The organism is Lacticaseibacillus manihotivorans DSM 13343 = JCM 12514, assembly GCF_001435035.1.
Classification (GTDB): Bacteria; Bacillota; Bacilli; order Lactobacillales; family Lactobacillaceae; genus Lacticaseibacillus; species Lacticaseibacillus manihotivorans.
The window spans coordinates 1-25,901 of record NZ_AZEU01000304.1 but is presented as its reverse complement, the minus strand read 5'-3'; the positions used below and the strand labels follow the sequence as shown (position 1 = coordinate 25,901).

The 25,901-nt window shown below is 49.2% G+C and carries 20 protein-coding genes, 2 tRNA genes and 1 pseudogene; 13 read left to right on the top strand and 10 right to left on the bottom strand.

Translation table 11 applies throughout. The features are described 5' to 3' along the window. The 10 genes and pseudogenes from FD01_RS14705 to FD01_RS14660 form a co-directional block, all read left to right on the top strand. Positions 1-331 (top strand): annotated as a pseudogene (locus FD01_RS14705) (hypothetical protein); the annotation flags it as partial. A 66-nt stretch (positions 332-397) separates the two neighbouring features. Then, a tRNA-Tyr gene (locus FD01_RS14700) sits at positions 398-478 on the top strand. 9 nt (positions 479-487) lie between these two features. Further along, positions 488-559: transfer RNA gene (locus FD01_RS14695), tRNA-Gln, on the top strand. Between the two features lie 565 nt (positions 560-1,124). Further along, the gene (proC, locus tag FD01_RS14690; RefSeq protein WP_056965074.1) at positions 1,125-1,925 is read left to right on the top strand and encodes a pyrroline-5-carboxylate reductase; all 801 of its coding nucleotides are present in this window, start codon (positions 1,125-1,127) and stop codon (positions 1,923-1,925) included. Between the two features lie 68 nt (positions 1,926-1,993). Next, the gene (locus FD01_RS14685) at positions 1,994-2,695 is read left to right on the top strand and encodes a GntR family transcriptional regulator (protein WP_054716440.1); all 702 of its coding nucleotides are present in this window, start codon (positions 1,994-1,996) and stop codon (positions 2,693-2,695) included. Between the two features lie 120 nt (positions 2,696-2,815). After that, positions 2,816-4,276, top strand: coding sequence for a nicotinate phosphoribosyltransferase (locus tag FD01_RS14680; protein WP_056965072.1), 1,461 nt, complete (start codon positions 2,816-2,818; stop codon positions 4,274-4,276). 926 nt (positions 4,277-5,202) lie between these two features. Beyond that, complete coding sequence (gatC, locus tag FD01_RS14675) at positions 5,203-5,499, top strand: Asp-tRNA(Asn)/Glu-tRNA(Gln) amidotransferase subunit GatC (protein WP_054716437.1); 297 nt, start codon at positions 5,203-5,205, stop codon at positions 5,497-5,499. Between the two features lies 1 nt (position 5,500). Further along, positions 5,501-6,955: an Asp-tRNA(Asn)/Glu-tRNA(Gln) amidotransferase subunit GatA gene (gatA, locus tag FD01_RS14670; RefSeq protein ID WP_056965071.1), complete on the top strand. Its 1,455-nt coding sequence runs from the start codon at positions 5,501-5,503 to the stop codon at positions 6,953-6,955. Next, the gene (gatB, locus tag FD01_RS14665) at positions 6,955-8,385 is read left to right on the top strand and encodes an Asp-tRNA(Asn)/Glu-tRNA(Gln) amidotransferase subunit GatB (protein ID WP_056965068.1); all 1,431 of its coding nucleotides are present in this window, start codon (positions 6,955-6,957) and stop codon (positions 8,383-8,385) included. Before gatA ends, gatB begins: the two co-directional genes overlap by 1 nt. 1,000 nt (positions 8,386-9,385) lie before the next feature. Beyond that, positions 9,386-10,399, top strand: a complete 1,014-nt coding sequence (locus FD01_RS14660; RefSeq protein WP_056965065.1) for a diacylglycerol kinase — start codon at positions 9,386-9,388, stop codon at positions 10,397-10,399. Positions 10,400-10,446: 47 nt separating this feature from the next. Here the strand turns inward: FD01_RS14660 and FD01_RS14655 are convergent, their stop codons facing one another. After that, positions 10,447-11,586, bottom strand: coding sequence for a GGDEF domain-containing protein (locus FD01_RS14655; protein WP_056965063.1), 1,140 nt, complete (start codon positions 11,584-11,586; stop codon positions 10,447-10,449). 242 nt (positions 11,587-11,828) lie between these two features. Here FD01_RS14655 and rlmD point away from each other — a divergent pair, with 242 nt between their 5' ends. After that, positions 11,829-13,187, top strand: a complete 1,359-nt coding sequence (rlmD, locus tag FD01_RS14650; protein WP_056965061.1) for a 23S rRNA (uracil(1939)-C(5))-methyltransferase RlmD — start codon at positions 11,829-11,831, stop codon at positions 13,185-13,187. Positions 13,188-13,502: 315 nt separating this feature from the next. Here the strand turns inward: rlmD and FD01_RS16225 are convergent, their stop codons facing one another. The 3 genes from FD01_RS16225 to FD01_RS14645 all read right to left on the bottom strand — a co-directional run bounded on the left by FD01_RS16225 (position 13,503) and on the right by FD01_RS14645 (position 15,164). Beyond that, the gene (locus tag FD01_RS16225) at positions 13,503-13,769 is read right to left on the bottom strand and encodes a helix-turn-helix domain-containing protein (protein WP_152164767.1); all 267 of its coding nucleotides are present in this window, start codon (positions 13,767-13,769) and stop codon (positions 13,503-13,505) included. A gap of 179 nt (positions 13,770-13,948) precedes the next feature. Beyond that, a complete protein-coding gene (locus FD01_RS15890) occupies positions 13,949-14,065 on the bottom strand; it encodes a putative holin-like toxin (RefSeq protein ID WP_082611951.1) in 117 nt (38 codons plus the stop codon). Positions 14,066-14,315: 250 nt separating this feature from the next. Further along, entirely contained in the window at positions 14,316-15,164 is an 849-nt protein-coding gene (locus tag FD01_RS14645) for an aldo/keto reductase (protein ID WP_056965059.1), read from the bottom strand. A gap of 99 nt (positions 15,165-15,263) precedes the next feature. Between FD01_RS14645 and FD01_RS14640 the strand changes: the two genes are divergently transcribed. Then, a complete protein-coding gene (locus FD01_RS14640; protein ID WP_054716420.1) occupies positions 15,264-15,797 on the top strand; it encodes a TetR/AcrR family transcriptional regulator in 534 nt (177 codons plus the stop codon). Between the two features lie 12 nt (positions 15,798-15,809). After that, entirely contained in the window at positions 15,810-16,328 is a 519-nt protein-coding gene (locus FD01_RS14635) for a nitroreductase family protein (RefSeq protein WP_056965056.1), read from the top strand. A 557-nt stretch (positions 16,329-16,885) separates the two neighbouring features. Here FD01_RS14635 and FD01_RS14630 read toward each other — a convergent pair. From FD01_RS14630 to FD01_RS14605, 6 genes are all read right to left on the bottom strand, one after another. Further along, positions 16,886-17,278 (bottom strand): hypothetical protein, encoded by a 393-nt coding sequence (locus FD01_RS14630; RefSeq protein WP_054716414.1) that lies wholly within the window; start codon positions 17,276-17,278, stop codon positions 16,886-16,888. Between the two features lie 117 nt (positions 17,279-17,395). Then, positions 17,396-18,628: an MFS transporter gene (locus FD01_RS14625; protein WP_056965054.1), complete on the bottom strand. Its 1,233-nt coding sequence runs from the start codon at positions 18,626-18,628 to the stop codon at positions 17,396-17,398. A gap of 142 nt (positions 18,629-18,770) precedes the next feature. Beyond that, entirely contained in the window at positions 18,771-19,607 is an 837-nt protein-coding gene (locus tag FD01_RS14620) for a class C sortase (protein ID WP_056965053.1), read from the bottom strand. Positions 19,608-19,652: 45 nt separating this feature from the next. Beyond that, the gene (locus tag FD01_RS14615) at positions 19,653-21,332 is read right to left on the bottom strand and encodes a SpaH/EbpB family LPXTG-anchored major pilin (RefSeq protein ID WP_056965050.1); all 1,680 of its coding nucleotides are present in this window, start codon (positions 21,330-21,332) and stop codon (positions 19,653-19,655) included. A gap of 12 nt (positions 21,333-21,344) precedes the next feature. Continuing rightward, a complete protein-coding gene (locus FD01_RS14610) occupies positions 21,345-22,556 on the bottom strand; it encodes a pilin N-terminal domain-containing protein (protein ID WP_056965048.1) in 1,212 nt (403 codons plus the stop codon). Continuing rightward, positions 22,553-25,621 carry an MSCRAMM family protein gene (locus tag FD01_RS14605; protein WP_056965046.1) on the bottom strand — a complete coding sequence of 1,023 codons (3,069 nt, stop codon included), beginning with the start codon at positions 25,619-25,621 and terminating at the stop codon, positions 22,553-22,555. The genes FD01_RS14610 and FD01_RS14605 overlap by 4 nt, the downstream gene beginning before the upstream one ends. Between the last annotated feature and the right edge of the window lie 280 nt (positions 25,622-25,901).

Below are 25,901 nucleotides of genomic sequence, written 5' to 3'. Positions count from 1 at the left end.
TTTTTATTGTCCAAAAAATTTTGAGACAGTGGCTAACTTGATTCTAAAATGCGCGCCGCAAAAAGCTTTTATGATCTACGCGCCAAATCATGCGCATTGGCAAATGGCCACGGCTTTAATGGGGTCACAGCGCTTAGGCGACTTGCTTGAAGCCAGAAATGTGAATGATGTGGTGTTCGGCCACTTGCACAAACGCCAGGCCGCACAAACTATCGCCAATACCACTTATTATCACCAGCCGATGGGCTATGGGTTGCGGCGCTTAAATGAGTGGGACGGCAGTGACTGGTTTGAAGAATGGCGCAAAACCTTGGTGTGGCTGGAAGTTTAGGCAGAATTTTGCAAAAAGGGGTTGCGTCGACGGCGAAAATTTTGTATATTATTAAAGTTGATTGACGGAGGATTAGCGAAGAGGCTAAACGCGACGGACTGTAAATCCGTTCCTTCGGGTTCCTAGGTTCGAATCCTAGATCCTCCATTATATCATTGGGGTATAGCCAAGCGGTAAGGCAACGGACTTTGACTCCGTCATGCGCTGGTTCGAATCCAGCTACCCCAATTGGTACCGACTCATCTGCGTGGTGAGTCGGTTTTTTGTACCCAGAGCGTTTTGAAGCGTACTTAGGCGATCAGGTAGCCTAGCTCAAGTGTTTGGACAGTTCTTTGGTCCGAGTGCTTGAGCGTAGCTAGCTGTATCGCCGTTGCTTCAAAACGCTCGACGATAAGCCAGTGTGTTTCCAAGCGAACTTAGCCGACCAGGTAGCCCGCTTGAGACTTTAAAGCGGGCTTTTGCCTTGAAGTCTCAAGCGTAGCTAGCTGTGTCGGCGTTGCTTTGAAAAACACGACGATGTTTAGAGCGGTTCCAAGCGGTAGCTAGCCGTAGATGCGTTGCTTGGAACCGCTCAACGAAAGGATAAGTGAGCTTGCGCCAAGGTGGACTGCGTTCCATGCCCATCCAACTGGAGTCGACCACCTTGGCGTGTTTTGTTATTAGAAAGCCGAACAATCACGCAACCAATTGCATAAAATCTGCGACATGATAGCGCTTTTCGACTAGACCAATCTTGACATTACGTCAGGTAATCGGTAAATTGGATACAATAGTAGAAACGGGAGGCATTTTCATGAAATTGGGATTCATTGGCGCTGGGAACATGGCGCAAGGGATTATCGACGGGTTGTTGAAGGCCAAAACCTTTGCGCCAGCTGACATTGTGATCCACGGCGGACATCCTGCCAACTATGAAGCATACGCGCAAAAGTCAGGCGTGCAAACGGTTGACTCCAACACCGCGGTGATCGAATCCTCTGATGTGGTCGTGTTAGCCGTTAAACCAGTGATGGCACAAGACGTGATCGAAGAAATCAATCCGGCATTGCAAGCCAAAACCACACCATTGCTGTCGTTGTTGTCTGGGGTGTCACTGCTGCAAATCGAAGGCTTCTTAGGCACCAAAGATTATCAGTTGATCCGCGTGATGCCGAACTTAAATGTCGCGATCAACCAAGGGATGACCGCATATGCCGCCAACCCTGCCGCCGCAGACATCAAAGATACTGTCGTCGCTTGGTTTGATACCATCGGTGAAACCATTGAGTTGGCGGAAAAGCATTTTTCGACTTTCGTGGCCTTAGCAGGATCTAGTCCCGCCTTTGTTTACATGTTTATCGATGCGTTGGCGCGCGCTGGGGTCAAACATGGCTTGACCAAAAAGCAAGCCGATAAAATTGCGGCCCAAGCCGTGTTAGGCTCAGGCGCGATGGTGTTGCAAAGTCCAGAATCGCCATTTGACTTGGTGGATAAAGTTTCCAGTCCTGGTGGCACGACAGTTGCTGGATTGTTGGCGATGGAAGCAGCAGGTTTCATGCCTTCAGTGGTTGCCGGTGTCGATGCCACGATCGCTAAAGATCAGGAAGAACAATAGGCGCTTGCAATTTTGGTCTATACCGGTTATGATGACAACATAGACCAATCACGAAAGGACGAATTTCTGTGGAATTCCCAGTTTATATCCAAATTCATAATGCACTGCGCGAGCAAATCGAAGCCGGCAAATGGCAGATCGGGGATCGCATTCCTAGCGAACGCGAACTGGCAGCGAGTTTTCAAGTGTCGCGGATGACGTTGCGCCAAGCGATCCAAACTTTAGTTGATGAAGGCATTTTGGAACGGCGCGTCGGGGCCGGGACTTATGTCGCCAATCGCAAAGTGCAAGAAAAGGTCTCTGGGGTCACCAGTTTTTCTGATGTGATGGTTGCCCAAGGCAAAGTCCCTTCAAGCAAAACCGTTTCTTACCACGTGGCCAAGCCCTCGATTTCAGAAACTGAAAAGTTGAAACTCGACGACAATGTCCAAGTGTTGCGCATGGAACGCGTTCGCTATGGGGATGGCGTGCCGATTTGTTTTGAAGTCGCGACCATTCCGTTTGATTTGATCAAAGACTTCTCCAAATCCGAAGTGACCACCTCGTTTTATCACACCTTAGAGAAAAAAGGTGGCTATGTGATCGGCGGGGCGCAACAAACCGTTGGCGCCACCGTCGCCAGCGAACGCATCGCGGATTACTTAGAGATCAAACGCGCCAGTGCGATTTTGCGGTTGCGGCAGATCTCATTTTTACAAGATGGGCGCCCATTTGAATATGTCCGCACGCAATATGTGGCTGACCGGTTCGAATTGGTCTTGGAACGCTAAAAAGTGACCCCGCGTGAAAATTTTCACGCGGGGTTTTGCTATCTGTTGTGACCCGCGGTAGAATAGTAGCAACACGAAATGAATTCGCGTATTACGCGTAACAATCTGAAAGGTCTAAACATGACATACGAAGATGACGGGCTCGCCCTCCATACTGACTTTTACGAATTGAATATGATGTACACCTACTGGAAGCAAGGCATCGCTGAGAAGAACTCCGTATTTGAAGTTTACTTTCGCGATTTGCCATTCGGGAGTGGCTTTGCGGTGTTTGCTGGCTTGGAACATGTGGTGCAATATTTGCAAGATCTGCATTTTTCCGATGCCGACATCGCTTATCTCAAAGACGTCACCGACTATCCGCAAGAATTCTTGGATTATTTGGCGAACTTGAAATTCACTGCCACTGTGCGTTCTGCGGTTGAAGGGGATTTGGTGTTCAATAACGAACCGATTTTACAAGTCGAAGGCCCGCTGGCACAAGGCCAACTGGTCGAAACGGCGATTCTAAACATCATCAACTATCAAACCTTGGTGGCCACTAAAGCCGCTCGCATTCGCTCAGTGGTTGGCGATGATCCGTTGATGGAATTCGGGACCCGGCGCGCGCAAGAAACGAGTGCGGCCATGTGGGGCACTCGCGCCGCTTTTATCGGTGGGTTCAATGCCACGTCTAACGTGCGTGCAGGCAAAGTTTTCGGGATTCCGATTTCAGGTACCCATGCCCATGCTTTAGTGCAAGCTTATCAAGATGACTATGCTGCCTTTAAAGCATACGCCGAAGTGAACCATGATGTGACTTTCTTAGTGGACACCTATGACACTTTGCGCTCTGGTGTTCCTGCGGCCATTCGCGTGGCCAAGGAAATGGGTGATAAAATCGATTTCCAAGGCGTCCGCATCGATTCAGGGGATATGGCTTATATCTCTAAACGCGTCCGCCAACAACTTGATGATGCTGGTTTCACCGATACCAAGATCGTCGCTTCGAATGATTTGGATGAAAACACCATTCAAAACTTGAAGATGCAAGGCGCCAAAATCGATACTTGGGGCGTCGGGACCAAAGTGATCACCGCCTTTGATCACCCGGCGTTAGGCGCGGTGTACAAACTGGTGGCCATTGAAGATGATCATGGCGAAATGGCAGATACGATCAAGTTATCTTCCAACGCTGAAAAAGTCTCCACGCCAGGCAAAAAGCAAGTTTGGCGTATCACTCGTCACGCCAACGGCAAGTCTGAAGGCGACTATGTAGCGTTAGCTTATGAAGATGTGGCCAGCTTGGAAGAATTGTACATGTTCCATCCCAACTTCACCTACATCAACAAAACCATCACCGACTTTGATGCCCGTCCATTGTTGCAAACCATTTTTGATCACGGGGACTTGGTTTACAAGTTGCCGAAGTTGGTCGATATTCGCAAGTTTGCGATGCAATGCGTCGAATCACTGTGGGATGAATATACCCGGGTGCTCAACCCGCAAGATTACCCCGTCGACTTGTCTCAAGCCGCTTGGGACAACAAAATGGCGATCATTCGCCGCATCAAAGAAAAAATCAATTGGCGTCAAGCCTAGGATCGAAAACCGAAACCTCCTGCAGGTTTCGGTTTTTTGCTGCCTTGCGGCCCGAAAATCTGGGGGCTGCGACGGCTTTTCGCCACTGCGGTGAATTGGACCATTGCCGGTGCGGCCGACTGCAGCTCTCGAGCATATACCGTTCGAGGAGCTTTCGCCTAAATTTAGAACCAAAGAAAATCACTTTGTTTCTAAATCTGCCGGTGAAATCCAAGTGAGCCGCCAAAAAACAGCGTCTCACTTGATTTCACTGCCACGGGCAATGGCCCAATTCACCTCCGTTCCACCAAACCATCACAGCCCCCAGATTTTCTTCGTTGTGATTACTAACTTACAGATTCAACCCGCTTACGGGTGACCGTATTTCCCAACTAATCGTCACATAGACGTTGGTAATGGATGTTTCGTAGCCATCAGGTGTCAGTGGCCTAGCGTAGTGGAAGTGATTTGAAATTGGGACGGAAGCTGGCCGCCGCTGCATATTGAGAAGACTGTTAGCGACTTGTCGCTTACAGTCTTCCGCAGGTCGAAATCCGGCGAGTGGGGAGCGTAGCGACACATCTCGGCTAGTTCGGCCGAGGACCCTCTATATGCAGCGGCGGCCAGCTGGAGTCCCAATTTCAAATCGCTGAAACGAAGCTAGACCACTGGCGCCTGATAGCGGCTATGAAACCCTGTCGATGCCGGACAGCAATACAACTTCAGAAGCCGGATTTAAAGATGAAAGAGTATTAGAGAACATTGGCGGTCAGTTGGCGCGACCTCCAGTGCCTTGATTTGGTTGTGCCGACTGACTGGAATCGCTGATTGAAACCACCATTTTTGTCAGGTTAGGTTTCACGGTCGCTTCAAGAAATCCTTATTTAATGGTAGAATTGAAACGATAAGTGTGAAAATCACACAACAATAATGAAAGCAGGGATACGATGATCTCAAAAGATAGTGTCGCACACGTCGCTGAATTATCGCGCTTAGCATTCAGTGATGCTGAGCTCGACCAATTCACCAACCAACTCGACGACATTTTAAACATGGTGGATCAACTGGAAACCGTTGATACCACAGGCGTTCCCGCCACGACGCAATCCATCCACTTACAAAATGTGATGCGCGAAGACGTCGCGGTCAATGATACGAAGACTGAAGATTTATTCAAAAACGTGCCAACCTCAAAAGGCACTTTGATTCAAGTGCCTGCTATCATCGACAAGGAGGAAGACTAGTTTGGATTACTTTACAACTGACATCGACTCTTTGCATGCCCAATTAGTTGCTGGCACAATCACTGCCGCAGATTTAACCAAAGACACTTTGGCTAAAATCGCTGAAATCGATCCAGACATTGACGCCTTTTTGAACTTGAATGACCAAGCCCAAGTTCAAGCCCAAGCCGTTGACGCGGCTGGCATCAATGCCGATCAACCACTGTCTGGCATTCCCGTGGCAATCAAAGACAACATCGTGACCAAGGACTTGACCACCACTGCCGCGTCCAAAATGCTCGAAAACTTCGTGCCGATTTATAATGCCACAGTCGTTGAAAAGCTCAATGCCGCCGGGGCCATCAACGTCGGCAAGTTGAACATGGATGAATTTGCCATGGGCTCTTCAACGGAAAACTCCGCGTTCAAAACCACGAAAAACGCTTGGGACCACACCAAAGTCCCTGGTGGTTCATCAGGTGGCTCCGCTGCCGCTGTTGCCTCTGGCCAAGTGCTTGCCGCTTTAGGGACGGATACTGGGGGCTCGATTCGCCAGCCTGCCGCTTTCAACGGCATCGTCGGCTTCAAGCCAACGTATGGCCGGGTTTCACGTTGGGGCTTGATCGCCTTTGGGTCCAGCTTGGACGCCATCGGCACCTTGACGCGCAGTGTGAAAGATTCGGCCCGCGTGTTGAATGTGATCGCCGGCCACGACGAGAAGGATTCTACCAGTGCTGACTTTGATGTGCCTGACTTCACTGAAAAAATCGGCCAAAGTATCAAAGGCATGAAAATCGCTTTGCCTGAAGAGTATTTAGGCGAAGGCATTGATCCACAAATTGTCGCTGCGATTCAAAAAGCGGCCGATCAATTCCGCGCTTTAGGCGCCACCGTCGATACGGTTTCCTTGCCACATACCAAGTATGCCGTTCCGGCTTATTACATCATTGCCAGCTCCGAAGCCTCATCCAACCTGCAACGCTTTGATGGGATCCGTTATGGCTTCCGCGCCAAAGACGTGAAGAATTTGACGGATGTTTACGTGCGCTCTCGTTCTGAAGGCTTCGGCCCAGAAGTTAAGCGCCGCATTATGTTAGGGACGTTCTCCTTGTCTGCCGGCTTTTATGATGCTTACTTCAAAAAAGCCGCCCAAGTGCGGACGCTCATCACCGAAGACTTCAACCAAGTCTTTGAAAACTATGACTTGGTCATGGGTCCAACCACGCCAACCACCGCGTTTGGTATCGGTGAAAAAGTGACGGATCCATTGACCATGTACATGAACGACATTTTGACCATTCCGGTTAACTTAGCCGGTTTGCCTGCAGCGTCGATCCCTGCCGGGTTTGTCGACAAGATGCCAGTGGGCTTGCAGTTGATCGCCAAACATTTTGACGAAAGCACAATTTATCAAGCGGCTGACGCCTTTGAAAGCCAAAACGATTATCTTGACTTGATCCCAGGAGGTGCGCGTTAATGAACTTTGAAACGACTATCGGCCTGGAAGTCCATGTCGAGTTAAAAACCAAATCTAAAATGTTCTCTCCATCCCCAGTGTCTTATGGCGCAGAACCAAACACCCAAACCAACGTTATCGACTGGGGCTTTCCTGGGGTTTTGCCCACAATCAACAAAGGGGCCTACTCCTACGGCATCATGGTGGCGTTAGCGCTGCACGCTGACATCACCCGCGATACCCACTTTGATCGCAAGAACTACTTCTATCCAGATAACCCCAAAGCCTACCAAGTGACCCAAGCGGAACAGCCGCTGGCCACTAACGGCTGGGTAGAAATCGAAGTCGACGGCAAAAAGAAGAAAATCGGGATCGCGGAACTGCACGTCGAAGAAGATGCCGGGAAAAACCAGCATGAACCAGACGGCTATTCTTATGTCGATTTGAACCGCCAAGGCACACCACTGGTTGAAATCGTGTCCAAGCCTGACATCGCCAGTCCTGAAGAAGCCTATCAATACTTGGAACAACTGCGCCAAATCGTGCAGTTTACCGGCGCTTCTGATGTGAAAATGGAAGAAGGTTCCATGCGGGTTGATACCAACTTGTCCGTGGCTCCGATCGGCGCAGACAAGTACGGCACCAAGACGGAAATCAAGAACTTGAACTCCTTTAACCATGTGCGCGACGGCTTGGCTTACGAACAAGCCCGGCAACAAGCTGTCTTGCGTGCTGGCGGTGAAATTCGTCAAGAAACGCGCCGTTGGGATGTCGACAAGAAGGAAACCATTTTAATGCGGGTCAAGGAAGGCGCGGATGATTACCGCTACTTCCCAGAACCAGACTTGCCACCAGTGCATGTGTCGCAAAAGTGGATCGATGAAGTCGCTGGCCGCTTACCACAACCACCAGCTGCTCGTCGGGCGCATTATGTCGCTGACTGGGGCATTCCAGAATACGATGCTGGCGTGTTGACGCAAACGCTTGAAATGGCCAACTTCTTTGAAGCCACGGTTGCGGCTGGCGCTGATGCCAAGCTCGCCTCTAACTGGTTGATGGGTGAAGTGTCCGGTTACTTAAACGCGCAACATCAAGAACTCAAAGATGTCGCGCTCACACCTGAACACTTGGCTGGGATGATCATTTTGATTTCTGATGGCACGATTTCTTCTAAAATCGCCAAAAAGGTCTTCAAAGAAATCATCGAAAACGACACGGATCCGAAGGCTTTCGTTGAAGCCAAAGGAATGGTGCAGTTATCCGATCCGGCGCAACTGACGCCGATCATCGATGCCGTCTTAGATGATAACCAACAATCTATCGACGACTTCAAAGCAGGTAAAGATCGGGCCATCGGCTTCTTGGTGGGGAACATCATGAAGCAGACCCGCGGCAAAGCCAACCCGAAAGTGGTCAACCAAATCTTGATGCAAGAGATCAAGAAACGTTAATTGAATGTGTGTGAAAAGTCGTGATTTTTGAATCGCGGCTTTTTTGTTTGAAACAAAATGCCGCCATCAGGTGCCAGTGGTCTGGCTTCGTTACGGAACTGAAATCATCTCTCGTGGCCGGCCGGCTCCAGAAATCGGCACAAACCGCCGATGTTCTTATGCCTGAATTCAAAGCCGAAACCCGCGTCTTTGAATTCGCCTGAAATATTAGCGGAGCCAGAAGACCACTGTCTCCGCTAATATTTCTGCCACGTTCGATGATTTCAGTTCCTCCACTTCGCCAGACCACTGGCACCTGATGGCTACGAAACGTGTGTTACCAACTCTGACGTGATATTTTTTGCGCATTGCTGTCGGTTGAATGTGTAAGCTAGCGATATCAACGGAGAAAAATCTGGGGGCTGCGATGGTTTGGCAGAACGGAGGTGAATTGGACCATTGCCCGTGGCAGTGAAATCAAGTGAGACGCCGTTTTTGGTGGCTCGCGCGGATTTCACCGGCAGATTTAGAAACAAAGTGTTTTTCTTTGGTTCTAAATCTAGGCGAAAGCTCCTCGAACGGTTTGTGTTCGAAAGCTGCAGCCGGCCGCACCGGCAACTGATCCAATTCACTGCAGTGGCGAAAAACCTCGCAGTCCCCAGATTTTCGGGCGTAAGGCGATTGGTATCGCTAACTGGAAAATTCAAAGCACACGTACGCTACTGGACAGCGTGCGATAGTTGTAACCGGAATTAAAGCTGACTTAGTATCATTTGTCAAATGAAGCTTCTCTGATGCATCGTCTCAAACAACTTAAAAAATATGCTGAAGGTGACGACAACGCCTTTTCGATAAACATACTCGAACTTTTTGGTTAGACCATAGAAGACATTGAACAGACACTCAGCACTTTACCAACATTTAAACATGACAACCATACGCCTGAAGCCTTTTACACTAGATTTTATCCGCGCAATCGCGCATAATTAATCTGGAATCTTTTTGTGAAAGGACGTGCAAGATGACTCAACGCGCACGATTGATCTATAACCCAACCAGCGGCAACGAAGGCATGAAGCGCTATGTTGCCGATATTTTAGACGTGATGGAACAAGCGGGGTATGAATCCAGCGCTTACCAAACCACGCCAGAACCGTTTTCCGCCAAAAAGGAAGCTTCTCGCGCCACCCTTGATGGCTTTGATTTGATCGTGGCGGCAGGCGGCGACGGCACGATCAATGAGGTGGTCAATGGCATCGCGCCTCATCGCCACCGTCCAAAAATGGCGATCATCCCAGCAGGGACCACTAATGACTATGCGCGCGCATTGGCCATTCCCCGCGAAGACCCTGTGGCCGCAGCCAAGGTGATTTTAGCCGGACAAACCTTGCGCATGGATATCGGGAAAGCCAACAAGCATTACTTTATGAATATTGCTGCCGGGGGCTTATTGACTGAGCTGACTTACGGTGTGCCGAGTGAATTTAAGTCGATTTTTGGCTATTTTGCTTATGTGATGAAAGGTGCTGAAATGCTGCCAGCCATCAAACAATTCCCGATCCACTTGGAATATGATGATGGCGTCTATGATGGCCCGGCATCGATGTTCCTGTTGGCGATGACGAACTCCATCGGCGGCTTTGAACAAATCGTGCCAGATTCAAGTTTAGGGGATGGCAAGTTCTCTTTGATCGTGGTGAAAACCGCCAAGCTTCCAGAATATTTAGTTTTAATGGGCAAGGTGTTAAACGGCGGCCGCCATGTCGATGATCCTAACATCATTTACACCAAGACCCAAAACCTGGTCGTTACCCGTGAAGATGGCGAAGAATTGAAGATCAATTTGGACGGCGATTACGGTGGTTCTGCGCCGATGACCTTCCAAAACTTGCGCCAACATATTGAAATGTATGCCAACGTTTCCGAAATTCCCGATGGCAACATTGCCGACGATGCCGCCCAGCAGGATTACTTACAAGAAGTCGAAACGATTTCTGAAAGTGACATCAATGGCGACGGGAAAATCGGTAAATAAATGAAAAGCGCCAGTTCACGTTGTCGTGAGCTGACGCTTTTCAAATACTAGGCTGGTAAAATATTTTTGTCGATGGCTAACCGGTCCCGCCCAGCATTTTTAGCTAAGTATAAGGCTTGGTCAGCGCGGCGGAAGGTCATTGTCGCATCGCGGTCGTCGACTTGGGCTAAGGTCATGCCAAAACTTGCCGTTAAATTTAAGGTGCCAGCTTGTGTGGCGACTTGGAGCCCGCGCATACACGCTAAGGCGTTCAAGCCGATTTGTTTAGCTTGAGTGCACGTGGTGTTGGGTAAGATCACGGCAAATTCTTCGCCGCCAGTGCGATACACGTGATAATGCGGATCGGCATTTTGCAACATTGCATCTAGCCCTTGGGCAGCGGCTTTTAACGCGGCATTGCCGGCTAAATGACCGTGCTCATCGTTGATCGATTTAAAGTGATCCAAGTCAAAGGTCATCACGCCAAGCGGCTTATCGGTGGTGGCTTTGGCATAGGCTTTGGTCAAATCGTTTTGAAACATAGCCCAGTTGCGTACGCCACTTAGCGCGTCAAATTGCGTTTCGTGAGTCAAGCGCGCCATCACTTGTTCGGAGCTGCGCTGAGATCGACCGTTGAAAAAGATCACCAACATCGCAATCGTGAAGCTGACAAAATTGATGATCACCAGATACCATTGCGTGTGATAAGCCAAGCGGATCACTAACCAAAATCCCGCATCAATCACCAAAGGCGGCAAAGCAAATAACCAAGGATTATCCGGCGACCAACCACGGGCATAATGACTTTCGTAAAACAGGGCTAAGCCAACGATAATAAACACAAGCCAAACGACCGCCGTCATTGCACCAGTCGCCGCAAAAGTGATCCCATCGACGATTTTTAAGATCAAGAAGGCAAAAAAGCTGTCGATCATTAAATCTGTGTACATCATGATCAACAACTGCAAGTTGATCAATAGCCAATACTCTTGCATGCCTTGCGCGTTGGCGGCCTTGTTGATGACGCGCATGGCGATCAGTAGCAGCGATACGGCAATCACCAACGGGAGGGCCTGTTGAAACTGGCCAACAGTATGCTTGGCTGCCGCGCGTTTGGCAGAAAAGTTCTCTAATAATCCAAATAATACAGTGTAGCCTAAGCCGCCTAAAAGCGTGAAGACGATCACCGTTAACATGTGTGCAAGCATAAGTGGCCTCCTAAGTCCTACTACTGATAAGTTTAGGCAATGTCAGTGGATGACGCAAGCATTTATGACGAATCGTCGACAAAATTGTAACAAATATTACTGCAAGCTTGAATTTTGAGTATAAGCTTCGATCATGTGGTTTGGCGTATGGGACTGAATCAAGCGACGGTTGTTTTTCCGCCCAAAATAAGGTATGGTCAAGTGTACGCAACAATTGCACGGATATATAAGGAGAAATAAATTTGGCTAAAACGCCGGTAGTAAAAAATCAAGAACTGACTGTCACCATTGAAGACCTGACTTATGAAGGCATGGGGGTCGCCAAAGTCGACGGCTATCCGTTGTTTGTCGACGGGGCATTACCAGGTGAAAAAGTGGTCGCTCACATCACCAAAGCCGAAAAGAAGTTTGCTTTTGCTCGGATGACAGAATTGCTTGAGGCCTCACCAGATCGGGTGGAACCAAAAGCGAAGGCCTACGCGCAAACAGGTATCGCGCCGTTGCAACACCTGGCTTACCCTGCGCAACTGAAATTCAAACAACATCAAGTGGAGACCCTTTTCCAAAAGGCGAAACTGGACATCGAAGTGAAACCAACCTTAGGGATGGATCAGCCATTCGGTTACCGCAACAAGGCGCAGATTCCGGTACGCATGGTCAACGGCGTGTTGACGACTGGCTTTTACAAGCGTCGCAGCCACGACTTGTTACCACTGGAAGATTTCTACATTCAAGATCCTGAAATTGACAAAGCCGTGTTGATGGTGCGGGACTTATTGCGCAAGTACCAGATCCCAGCTTACAACGAAGCAGACAACTCCGGTGTGATCCGCCATATCGTGGTGCGTCGTGGGTATTTCTCGCATCAATTGATGATCGTTTTAGTCACCAATACTTGGGCCGTCGACCACTTAGAAGACATTGTCAAAGAGTTGACTGAAGCTTTGCCGGAATTGGCGAGCTTGATGTTGAACTTGAACAATCGCAAAACCAATGTCATTTTAGGCAAGAAGACCCGCACCTTGTTTGGGCACGACTACTTAGAAGACCAGTTGTTAGGGAGCACCTTCCGCATCAGCCCATTGTCGTTCTACCAAGTCAACCCGCAACAAACGGAAGTGCTGTATCAACAAGCCATCGACGCGGCTGATCTGAAAGGCAACGAAACTGTGATCGATGCGTATTCTGGGATCGGGACGATTTCCTTGTCCATGGCCAAACATGCCAAGCGCGTCTTAGGGGTGGAAGTGGTGCCAGAAGCGGTGCATGACGCCAAAGTCAACGCCTCGCTCAACAGCATCAAAAATGCCGAATTTGTGGTCGGCAAAGCGGAAGACGTGATGACCAAGTGGGCAGAAGACGGCTTGCATGCCGACGTCTTGATGGTCGATCCGCCACGCAAAGGCTTGGCGCCTGAATTCACTGCCGCCGTGGGCAAAATGTTGCCAGACAAAGTGGTTTACGTATCTTGCAACCCAGCCACGTTGGCCCGTGATATCGCCGCCTTACAAGAATTTGGCTATACTGCTAAGTCCAACCAGCCAGTGGATATGTTCCCACAAACCACTTCAATCGAATCAGTGACGGTTTTGACGAAATAAAGCTTGAACAAATGAAAATGCCGCAAGACGGGAAGTCATGCGACATTTTTTGTCCCTTTAGACACAAAGAAGAATTATTAATGATGAAATATTCGTTGAAAGATAGCGTTGGGTTAAAGCTTAAACCGACGAATTCATCAGCCGATTAACAGAATCTGATTTTCCACATGAACTTCAGATACCACAGGAATAGTTGTCTTGGATTTTAGCACGAGAAGTGAGGATGAGTGCCGACATGGCGGATCGGATTCAGACTGTCACTGGCATCAGTGCACGGAGGCGCTGCAGTTGGACGTGAATTACAATCTACAATAGTTAAGCATGTGTATGCAGGTAATCCGAATCTAATTGAAGCAGTAGATAATCTGGAATTCCGGTTACGTTTTGAATTGAACTCGCGGCAGCTGGAGAGAGAAAAGCTCGTCGATGTAATATTTGAGTAAGCGCCAGTTCGGAAATACCGATTTGTTTTGCGAAGTCTGCTGACGTGAAGCCGTAGTAGTTACGCGTTTCTTCGAGCGTATCGGCTGCGGAAAACCTATCGGCATCGGTAGGAATGATCTTATTATTTCGATTAAGCATGTCGATCCTTTCGAGTGCGCAAATGGGCAAGCTGGGTCATAAAATTGTTTGAATTCGGTGACATGACATGTTATGATTTGGGTATAGAAAAACGCCGTGCTACCAACACGACGCCGCAGACCGTTAAAGACGGTTGGCATTCATTTATCAGGTCAAAGACCGTAAACTCCTGTCCGAGTCTACTTGCGGTCTTTTTGTTTGATCACAATTTCGATGAGTTTAATCACCAACCCAATGAGATCAATTACCAAGACCCCAAAGGTTAACATGATGACTAAAGCCGCATCCACGCTCACAAAAAGGTTCCTCCTTTCCCGAGAGTTTGGAAAAAGTGCATAGGCACCACCTCACAAGGTCCAGATTAACCAACCGTTTTCAACTTTTTCTGCTCTAGATAGTGTATCATGACACCGCAGGTAGTGCATGATAAGAGACCTATGTTTCAGTGACAAGAACATAAATATTCAATGATGGCAAGACCCAAAGAAACGCGGTACGATCCTTCGAATCAGAGGATCGCACCGCGTTTCTTCTATTATATGTGGGTTATCGTTGCGTCTTATTATGCGCGCCATCAGGTGAAAAGTCTGGCATCGCGTTGAGTTTCGCCATATCGTCAGCAGAAATTTCAAAATCCAGCTGGGTATTGGCTTGGATATGCGCGGCACTCGTCGCTTTTGGCAGTGGCAAAACCCCATTTTGTAACACGAAGCGTAACGCTAACTGTGCAATCGAGACGCCATACTTGTCTGCAAACGGCCGCAAGTCGGCGTTATCCAACAATCCGCCGGTAGCCAGTGGGGAATAAGCTTCAACTAAGACGTCATTGTTCTGGGCGAAGCCGGCGTTGATCGGTTCGGTAGCGCCGATGTAGTATTGAATCTGATCGACGGCGGGCTTCAAATCGCCATGATCGATGATATTGGCGAGGTCATGATCATCGAAGTTCGATACCCCGATGGCGCGGGCTTGGTGATCATCATAGAAGCGCTGCATCATATCCCAGGCTACCAAGTTCTGCTTATCATAGCGCACGCCGGGCATCGACCAAGGCCAAGGGGCGTGGATCAAGTACAAGTCGACATAAGGCATGTCCAAATTGTCCAGTGAACGGTTGAAGGCATCAACGACGCCGACACGGTCTTTGGTTTGGGCTGGGAGCTTGGTGGTGACAAATAACTCGGAGCGGGGAATGCCGGAGTTGGCGATGGCACGGCCTACGGATTTCTCGTTGCCGTAAACGAGTGCCGTGTCGATGTGCCGATAGCCGGCTGCTAGCGCCTCACTGACTGCACGGTAGGCGACATCACCGTTAGGAATCTGCCAAGTACCGAAGCCGACTTGGGGAATATTAATGCCATTATTTAAAGTATAAGTCTCAGTCAAAATGCTCATCATAATCCCTCCATTAACATGTTCAGCTTACCAAAAGTTCGCGGCAATTCCAAGCCAAACGTGTTAAACTGAAAACAGAATATTCAAAGGAGTGCGTCCATGTCTGATTTGCCCAAAAGTACTGTTGCCAGTCGCTTGTATAAAGCTTTGATCACCAGCTTACACACCACGGACTTTGTAGAAATTTCAGTCAATCAATTATGTAAGCAAGCCGATTTGCCGCGTAGCACGTTTTACTTTTACTACGCTGACAAGCTGGCGGTGCTGGAAGAATTGGTTCACTTGTATGCCACGCAGTTTGACGAGTTGATGGCGACCTTGTCTGAGCCAGACGTTGATGCCTTTTTACAAGCGCTGTATACGGGACTTTCTGGGGATGCGGATACGGTCAAGACGCTCTTGGACGTGCACGAGCCAAGTGCGGATCTCGGCCATGAGTACCGCGAAGTCTTGCGCAAGCGCGCGGCGCAGTTGTTGCCACAGGTGCAACTTTGCGTGCCGGCGGAGTTTGCCAAAGAGTTATATGCGACCAATGCCTTCACGGCCATTGACTGGGCGCTGCGCCATGGGGAACCAGAGGCAATCGCCAAGTTTATGAACAGCTTGGCGCAAAATGTGATCGCCACCAAGTAGGGGGCATTGTAGATGGAATTATCAGAAGTTTTATCATTACGGCATGCGCAACGTGCTTATACTGGTGAAAAGATTTCGCGTGACCAGTTAGAGGCAATTCTTCAAGCCGGTGAGTTGGCACCAGTGGCTTTGGGGAAATTCGAAAATTACCATTTAACTGTGATTGAAGACCCAGAAATTTTAAACAGTATCGAATCTGCCACCGCTACGCTGTTTCATCGTCATGGTGGCAAAATGCTTTACGGGGCCCCGACGTTCGTGTTGGTTTCCGCTCAAGGCGAACAAAATGCTGATTTCTCCAGTGCGGCGATCATCGCGCACAACCTGGCTTTGAAAGCCGTCGATGAAGGCGTTGGGTTCTGCTATATCTGGGGCGCAGTGGCAGCTATCAACCAAACCCCATCTGTAATCGCTAAGTTGCAGTTGCCTGACGGGTTCAAGCCTGTGTGCGGCGTGACGCTCGGGCAAATTGAGACACCTTATGCTGAAAAAGACACAGATCCTAAGCGCATTGGGATCACCAGACTATAATGAAAAACGCGTTCGTCGATGGTTGACGAACGCGTTCTAGTTTGTAATTAAATAACAAATTGAATATTCAATTATAAACGTTTGGGGCTACTTTTCGAAGCGATTCCTTGATATGATTTCTCTAAGCAGAAAAGTGAACAAAGCGGTGACCTTTCAGTACTGGAGGGAGTGGATGCCTATGCAACCTGTGGCAGAAACAAAATCTAGGAAAGGAGTGTCTCTATGTCGGTGGCTGTGTTAGCAGTCACAGTCGTGGTCCAGCAATGCGACCAGTCAGTTTCGATCACTGATTGAATTACAGCATTGGCAGCGTTGCTTACGTCAGTAGCGCCGTATTGGATTGCGATGCGTCAGACTTCAAAGAAGTCGAAACGAAAAAACGGCAATAAAAAATCGCGCTGATATACTTTGGCTAGTAAGCGCGATTTGTCATAACAAATTGTACTGATAGTTGCCGGTTTGAAAACTGCCTGCTGAGGAGAACTCTTCCGGCGTGGTGTTGACCCACCACGTTTTTTCTATGGCTTTAGTTTAACATGGACAAAGCGATCTGACAACTATTCAATAACGTTTCCATGCTGCTTCAGTTCCATTTCGCGCAGATTTCGTTCCTGCTTTAATTGACGGATCACGGAAACCATCACTTTTTGGCTGGGGTAGAATTGCATATTTTCCGGATGGGTATTTTGCCAATCGAGTTCACCGTATTTCCCTGCTAATCGTTTCAAATCGCCGGCGGTGAAGCCCAGCTGATCGGCCAACGCCCAAATCACCGTCGCTTGTCGTTGGTTGAAGCGTTGCAGGCGGCGCCCATACCAAAATTCTCCGATTTGAAACGGTAGCCAGCACGCGAATGCCACCCAAGACGCCGTGCCTGGTTTGAAAATCGCCCACAGCATGATGCCACCCATGATCACGCCGCTGAGATAATAGATATACCGATATTTCATCTTGTCACCCTCCCATCTCCACGCTGAATATAAGCCAGAAAGCGGTAGGGGGCAACGAACAAAATTGTCACTTGCGTATAAAAAAAGCCGAGGGTATTATGCGTTCGACTTTATGTTCTATGCTTTCCCCGTCCGCAATTGCGGTTCGGTGAACCACAGCATCAAGAAGTTGATCAATAACAAGCAAGCTGTGGCGATGAACACCACATTGTAGTTGAAAATCCCAGCCAACGTCCCGCCGAGTAGCGCCCCGAACATGTTACCGAGGGCCTGGAAGGACTGGTTCCAAGAGAAAATTGCCGAAGTCGCAGTGACTGGGGAGTTTTTCGTCAGTAAGGTTTGAATCGTAGGGAACAAGGCGCCATCTGAGATCCCAACTAACAAGCGCAAAATGCCTAACGTGATGACGCCTGGCACAAAGCCTTGCGGAATATAAACCAATACTGCAAATAAGTAACCAGCGACTAAGACTTTCCCGCTGCCGTGTCGATCCCCGTATTCACCCAAACGCGGGGCCGCGATAATGTTTGAGATCCCAGGCAACGCGGCGATGATCCCAGCGACTAAGGCGAATGCGCCTTTGCCGTGCATCAACTCTTTGACATACAAAGAGACGATGGGGGCGATTGAGGCATTCCCGAGTTGTACGAACAAGGTGGAAAACAGTAACACGATGATCAACTTCGGATTGGCAAACTGGGATAATAATCCGCGCAGCAGGCCTTTTTGCTTAGCTGCTTTGGGCCGCGCCGGGATCGGCACGAAATCTTCTTTGACGAAGAATGCAGACATGATCCCGGTTAACAGCAATAGTCCGGCAGTGATGAAAAAGGTGTCGCGAATCGAGAAGAATTGCGCCAAGGCCCCACCGATGATCGGGCCCATCAACATCCCAGAAGTTGAGCCTGTGACCAAAGTGCCCAGTGCTTTGCCGGCATTTGAGCGCGGGGTTTGGCTGGCAATCAAGGCTTGTGCGTTGGAGATGTAGCCGGAAAACAATCCTTGCAAGGCGCGCAATGCGATGAGTTCCCAGACGTTAGTGACCAGCCCCATGCAAAACATGGCCACAGCCATCCCAAAGGCCGCGCGGATCAGCATGATCTTGCGGCCTTTTTTATCGGCGAGGGCGCCCCACATCGGGCTGACGATCGCTGTGACTAAAAACGTCGCCGCATACACTAATCCTGAATAAAATGAAACCTGGGCTTTACTAAAGTCGCCGAGTTCGCCGACATACAGTGACATAAATGGCATGATCTCTGAAAAGGCGATCCCTGCCACAAAGGTACAACCCCATAAAATCGCAAGGTTGCGCCGCCACGGCGACTTTTGACGTTGTGCTTCGTCCAAGGTGTTGCTCCTTTCCCAAAAAACATAGGCCAGACTGATTTCAGCCGGACCCATCGACGTGTTATGGTGTGCACTATTAATAGAAGTAACGCATTTAAGTGTCATCTTAAGATAGTGGCACATACAACAATTATCATGCGCGTTAATTGTGAATTTTTTGTGAAGATTTGGTTGGGCGATATTTGTGCCAAGTGCGGATCATTAAAATGATGAAAATGATCAAGGCGAGCCCTGCCGCGATAATTTTGGCGATAGCTTGCCACCACTGGCGTTTGGCGGTGTCGTCAATTGATTCAGCTGCCACTTGCTTCAATGGCACGCGTTTGCCCGTCACCAATAAGCGATGGGAGTTGATGCCGTATGGCGTACACGTCATTAAAGTGGCGAGATCGCGGCCGGCTTCGATTTGAAGCTTGGAAACATCTTTGGGCAAGACCACGTCGATTTTTTCCACTTGATAGGCCAAGCGCTTTTGGCCCACGGTGAGAATGAAGCGCTGGTTGACTTTGAGTTTGGGGAGGTTGGTGAATAGGGCTTTGGTAGGCAAGCCAGCGTGCGCTGAAATCACCGTGTGCGTTGAAGCACCGCCAGTGGGGTAGCTGGTACCCCCTAACACGGTGGCACCTGATTGCAGTAACACCTCATTGGTTTGATCATATAACGGCACATAGACATCGAGGCTGGGGATGGCGACGGCGCCGATCAAGTGTTGATTGAGATATTTGGCAGAGGCGGTTTTGCTGGTTTCTTTGAACACATCGCCACTGGGTCGCAAACCGTTGGCCGCAAGCTCGGCGTTTTCTGCTTTTTTCTTGGCGGCGAGTTGTTTTGCGTTGCGCTCGGCTTGCACGGCGGCTTCGCGTTGGGGAATTTGGGTGCTGACGGTGTTCAGAGCGCTGGCCACAAATGGGTAGGCGAACACGGCCAGACCGGCAAAGAACACAAGCAATACCAATAAGTTTTTAAACCGCTTGGACATGGCGCGCCTCCTTATGTATGGCGAGATGCCTCGCCAAGTGTTGCCTTAAGCTTTCTTCTTCTTGTAATACAGGGCACCGCCCATAGCCATCGCCCCGACTGCCAAGAAGGCGACGATCCCAGTCCCACCAGTGATCGGCAAGATCGGATCATTCCCATAGTTGTCCACATTTTCGGATTCCAGTTCTTGGGTCGTGGCAATGGCTTCTTCCACCGTGAAGTCAGTGTTGGCTTTTTTGAACGTGTAACCAGTTGGGGCTTTGGTTTCGACTAACTGATAGGCCCCAGTTTCCAACCCATAAATGGCTAATTGACCATTTTGGTTGCCATTTTTTCCAGAAATGATCGTGGTGGCGTCAGCTTTGTCGACCCAGGTGATCTTGTCTGGTTTGTAGATCCCATTGGTACTCGTCAATTCGACATCGTCAACGTCCTCATCATCGGAAACGACCCAAAGTTTGGCGTATTTCGTTTCGCCATTAATCACTTTGCTGATCAAAAAGTGCGCGTTGTTCAAGCCGACTTTCGTGTCGGCATCGCGTTTGACGAATTTGTGACCGCCAGTTTCCACTTCTGGGGCGTTATCCACCGTTTTATCTTCGCCATGTTTGTTGGTGAAGTAGCCATAGAACTTGTTGCCGATGCTTTGATAAGGGGTCGCCTCTTTGTTGATGGTCATGGTGTAGCTAAAATACAGCTGCTTGCCAGCGATTTTATCGAGCAGGTCCGTCAAGGCTTGGCGTTTTTCAGCCGTCCAGCTGCTGGTATCTGACCAATCCACGCGGTATTCAAACCCGGCAAACTTGCGCGTGCTATTCGCCCACCCGGAATCATTTGAGGTGATCAAAGTAAAGACCTGGTTAAAATCGGTAGCGACACTATGCTTTGTAACCACCCCGTCGGCAGCTGTGGTTTGATAGTAAATGTCATCGATGGCAACCAGATCCGTCCCAGCATGGGTCATTTCATCATAGAAACGCAAGCCTGTATATGCTTCGGCATCCATGGCGCGCTTGGTTGGAATTGGAGAAGAGGAGACATAATGCAGCTCATCGCCAACGTTGTAGCTATAGTAGCCGTCAGCTAATGCATCGCCATCGTCATCCAGTAAGTCTTTTTGAACGCCGTAGTTTTTGGCATACAGATCCACACTCGGCTGTTTCGCCAATTTGTCGCTCATCCCCAAGATAAACGGCCGCGCGGTCACATAATCTGCGTTGTCTGTACCTGCGACTTCCACAAACATGTAGACACTATGCACTTTATTGCCATTGAGGTCAGTGCGGGTGTCCAATTGTCTAGTGGCGACCCCGTTGGCATTGGTCTTGACGGTGTCGACTAAGGTGCCAGCAGGGCTGTCATAGTCCCAACTGTCACTTAACAGCTTGGCGATTTCGGCATTGGTTTTACCTTCGTTGGCAGGCAGAGCTTTGGCGGCGTAGAATTGGGCGGTGACATTGTAAATTTGAAAATCAACGTTTGCCAGTCCTGGTAAATTAACGCCAGGAATGTTCGTGGAGCCATCGTTTTCAAATTCACGCCCATCCAGCACCTTTAATTTGTGCAGGTTCAAGGTGAACGTGTCTGGTGCTGGGGTCGTGTCGGTAGCTAATACGGTTTGCGTTGCGCCTGGTGCAACGAAACTCCCAACGGATACAGCGGTTAAAGCCATCGTGCAAGTCATCATCCCGGTTAACAGGGTGCGGGTAAGCTTGGTGGTTTTCATATTTGTTTCCCCCTAAAGTGAACGTTTCTTGTTCAGCCAACGTAATGCCGCAATCATCATGATGAGGCCAATGATCACTGCCAGCCACGACATTGCAGCGCCCATACTTGGCAAGCTGGTGCTTGGCAAGCTTTGGGCCGGGGTGCTGGGCTTAGGCGTAGTGCTTGGTTGAAGTTGGGTGTTGTAAACGCGTGGATGCCCTTTTTGAATGGTGGATTCTTTGACCACGCCGGAAAGTGTTTCGTCCATCGCTTCACCATTGATGGTCACGGGCAAAAAGTGGCCGTCGTCATCGTACCAAGTGGCAGGCACGATCACTTCCACAGGTTTTGAAGCTTTGGCATAACCTTTTAGCGCTTGCAATTCTTCAAAGTAGTACGTCCCAGCGGGTAAAAAGCGCTCCCCAGAGTCAACTAAGCCATGCTCATCGGAAATAAATTTCGCCACTTGAACGTTATTCATCGGCTCAGTTGTTGCAATCCAGTTGTTTTTGAGGTCAAAGACTGGGGCTGAATCCAGGTATAACTTTTTCCCGGTTTCATCGACACGATACAGCGCAAAGGTCACGCCTTTCAAGCGTTTGGTGGTGCCGTCGAGTTGCTTGCCCCATTTGAAGAAGAAGGGATCGCGGACGTAGCCGACGTTTTTGGGATAGAGATGCACCGGATTTAGCGTGGTTTGACTGGTGTGGCCGAGTCGCAAATACATCGGGGCGGCCTTTTTCGTCAAGTCGACGTTGACTAAGGTATCTGCATCCACGCTAGTTTCGATCAACAAGTAGGCGGCATAGTGGTCGCCTGAATACGTTGGGACATTCAGGCTGGCGACGCCGTCTTCGCCGTTAACGGTAGCGGTTTTCAAGTTGGCCACCGTCGGCAAGTCATGTGCTTTCGCCAAAGCTTCGGCGGATTTGCGGTCAAGTTGGGCTAAACGTTGGGCGAACTCGGCTTCAGTTTCGCCATCAGTCTTGGCTTTGGCATAAAAGTCGCTGGCGTCGTAAACATCGAAGTTTGCGCCGTTGAGGCCAAACGAGTGGTCTGATTGGATCACTTCTTGACCATGGTTGTCATATTCCCACTGCTCGACATTGGCCAAGCGGGCATCACGGTAGATGCGCTTGTGTAACATCAACGTGGTCAAATCTTGTGCGTGCACGGTTTGGGTTTGCCCCCAAACGATACAAGAGAAGGCCAACAGCGATAAAAAGGCGATTAGTTTTTTCATCGTGCGACCTCCTTTCGCCAGTGCCAGCCAAGCATCAACGCCATTAACATGATCACCACAGATGCGGCGATCATCGCTTGAATGCCATTGCCCCCAGTGACTGGTAATGGAATTTCTTCAGAATTGTTTTCCACGCTTAGCTTCAACACGTGATCACTTGCGCTGAACGTGTATTGCCCTTCTTTGAGATCATCGCCAGTATAGGTGAAGTTTGAAACCTTACCATTTAAGTTCAAGGTAAAGGTGAACTTGCCCGTCAGCTGGTTAAAGCCGGTTGGGGCTTTGGTTTCAGCTAACACGTAATCGCCTGGCAGCAGATTCTCATTGTCAAAGGTGAGGGCACTGTCGCCATTAGTCGTACCTTTGCCCACTTCAAGGCCATCAGCCGTGGTTAACGTGAATTCAGCGCCGCTTAACCGTTTTTGTTGATCATCGGTTTTTTCCAACTCGATGGTCCATGGTTTCAACTTATTGACCACTTTGTCACCAGTGTCCCAATCGTCTGGCCATTTGATGGTGCCATCGTTTTGAATGGTGATCTTAATGCTTTGCGTGAGCGGCACGTAGCCGGCTGGGGTATTGGTTTCTTTGAGCCAATAGTCGCCAGGCGCGACATCAGTGAACGTCACCGTACCATCGGTTGAGGAAGTTTGCGTTTGAATGGCAACGCCTTGCGCGGCTTCATCGGCGAATAAGTCAAAGGTCACGTCTTTAAGTGCCTTACCGAATTGATCGACTTTGATGAATTCAGCGTTCACTAATGCTGGTTTGGGTGGCGTCAGCTCAGTCCAAACCATATTGGTGTGATCGTCATAGCCGACTTCTCCTTTGGCGCCAAGCATTTTGACGAAGGCTTGGTTTTCCATGCGGACGGTTTCCGTGAGTTGATCCAGCTTGTACGTCGTCTTCACCTTGATGCGAATCGAGAAGTAGCCGCCAGTAAACGACATTGCCGTAGTGGCATCAGTCTTTAAAGTGATCGTTAAGACTTGTCGATCTTCACTGTCGCGACTAGAAACAACTGTTGCCGGTAAGAATTTGGTGGTGCTTGGTTTTTCGTTATAAACTACCACATTGGCTTTCGCGTCAGCAGTCCAGGTTTCAATGCCTGCTGGCAAGGTATCAGTGATGATGATTTGACTAGGACGGCTGACCACTTCAGTTGGAATGTTGTAGGTTTCTTGATTGATGTAGTAATACATCGGCGTTAGTGGATCGGCAAAGTCATTCACATTTTGCTCATGCAAGTTGTTGTCAGTGTAAATGGCTTCTTTGTCGAGATCTTTGATGTCGTTGAAGCTGCCGCCAGCCTCCAATTCTTTGCTGGAAATGGATTTATTCAGATTCAAGGTCTGCGGTACAATAAACTCGGCATCACCAGAAGCATTGGCTAACCAGGTACTCCCAGCAACGGCATAAGAGCCGCGAGTGAAACTGAAAGTCGTGCCTGCTAAGGCGAAGGCGGCTGCCCCGTGACCAAAAGTAGGGGCGCCAAGTTTATCTTGCCATTCGATATCGGTGTCGATGGTTGCCCCTTCGTTCCAGTTGCCCCATTTCCATGAGGTATAGCCTTCCACTTCAAAGTCCTCGCTTTGCCCGGGCCAGGCGCCATTTTCCATAGCCATGAATTCTTGAAAGCTTTGCGAACCGCCCCAACCACCTTCATGGTCCCAGTTCACCGGTGCGAGATACTTCGAGTTTAATTTGGTGAGTTTGATCGCGTCTGGATCAGCAGTAGAGAATTCGAGCCCGGAGTTGGTATTAACGAACTCCCCTGGATTTAACGACGTGAAAGTGAGCTTCCCGCCGGAATTTTTTGTAAATTCGATCGGCGTGGTCGTTCCAGCTAGGAAAAAGGTGACTTCCCATTTAAAGCTGCGCGTGTTGGCGATGGAAACCCCTGAATAGAAGTTACTGGCAAAATCGATTGCCATGTTGTTGCGGTTGGTCCATTCATGAGCCGCATGCTTAAAGTTGCTAACAGTTACGAAGGCCCCGATATCATGTAAGAAGCCGTTAGCATCTTGCACTTGTCCAACATGGGGATAGGACACTTCGATTTTGGAGGCTTGAGCTTCTGCCGGTGTTTCGAAGAATACAGCCCGGCTTTTAGAGCCAGCCACGTAATTGTGCGAGGTATAGTTTTCCATGTTGTAGCGCGAGTTGTATTCATGGCTACCAGTACTTTTGGATTTGATGGTCCCATAGGGTGATGCGCCAGTCCCATCTGCAGTCAAAACGTTGATTTGGATCAATTGTTCAGGCGTTTGACCGGTATTGGCACCAGCAGTGAGCGTCAAAACTAAATTCGCCGCTTCAAAAGCCGGCCCTGAAGGTTTTGTGACCGACTCGGTGGCTCTAACAACTGGTGCTGATTGCACTTCAGCGACACTTGCGGCTTCTGGTAATTCCGCCGTGGTCACTGCTTCACCAACAGCTTCGGACGCTTCTTGTTCCGCGATTTCGTCATCAATTGCCGCTTCTTCTTCAGCTTGCGTCTGCGGCATGGTGACTGTGTGCGGCCCAGCAATTTCAGGGTCTAATAAATCACTGGTCACAGTGGATTCTGGTGTTGGGTCTGCTTGTGGTGCTGCTTCACCGTCAGTTTCTGCTAGCGGCGTTACCGCTTCAACTTGGGTGGTGGTTTGTTCGTCGAGTTGCGCGGTGATCGTCAAGCTAGGTTGATCGATCGGGGTTTGATAGTGCAAGCTCCCTTTGGCTTGTGTGGAGAATTCACTTTCTTGCCACCATTGAGGATCAACCGCTTGAAGTTGTTGCCAGTTAGTTGGATCTCGTGGCGATATGGTTGTGTCGCCGGCTTTGACGTCAAGTTTCAACGCGCGGTCAGTCGCGGTGATTGGGCGTTCATAATTCACCGTCCAGTCGATCACGTCACCGTTTTGCACGCCGACGACATCCAGTGACAAATCTGAAGTGTCCACGAGTGTTTGTTTAACACTAGGTTGCGCAACGGCGTGTACTGAACGAATCTGCAGTAGCGTTAGCAACTGCATCATCACCAATAACGCAGCAAGCAGTCCGTGAATCAGTTTTCGTTGCCTCAATGTTCTTCCCCCCTTTTCCGTAGTCTACGGCGATTGTTTTCACCATCTCACACCTCCTACTTATCGTGCCCATTAATTCTACAATTTAAGCCTAGCAAAACGCGGCAGGTGGGTAGTAATCAAAACCCTGGAGAAATTGAAATATTTTTATTGAGCAAACGAAAACGCGGCAGAACAGCGCGAAATAAATCCGCATTCACAAACAAAAATTAAAATTTTATCATATCCCGCGTTTTACAATCAAGTTAGCCACTATCGTTAGCACTCAGACAAAATAAAA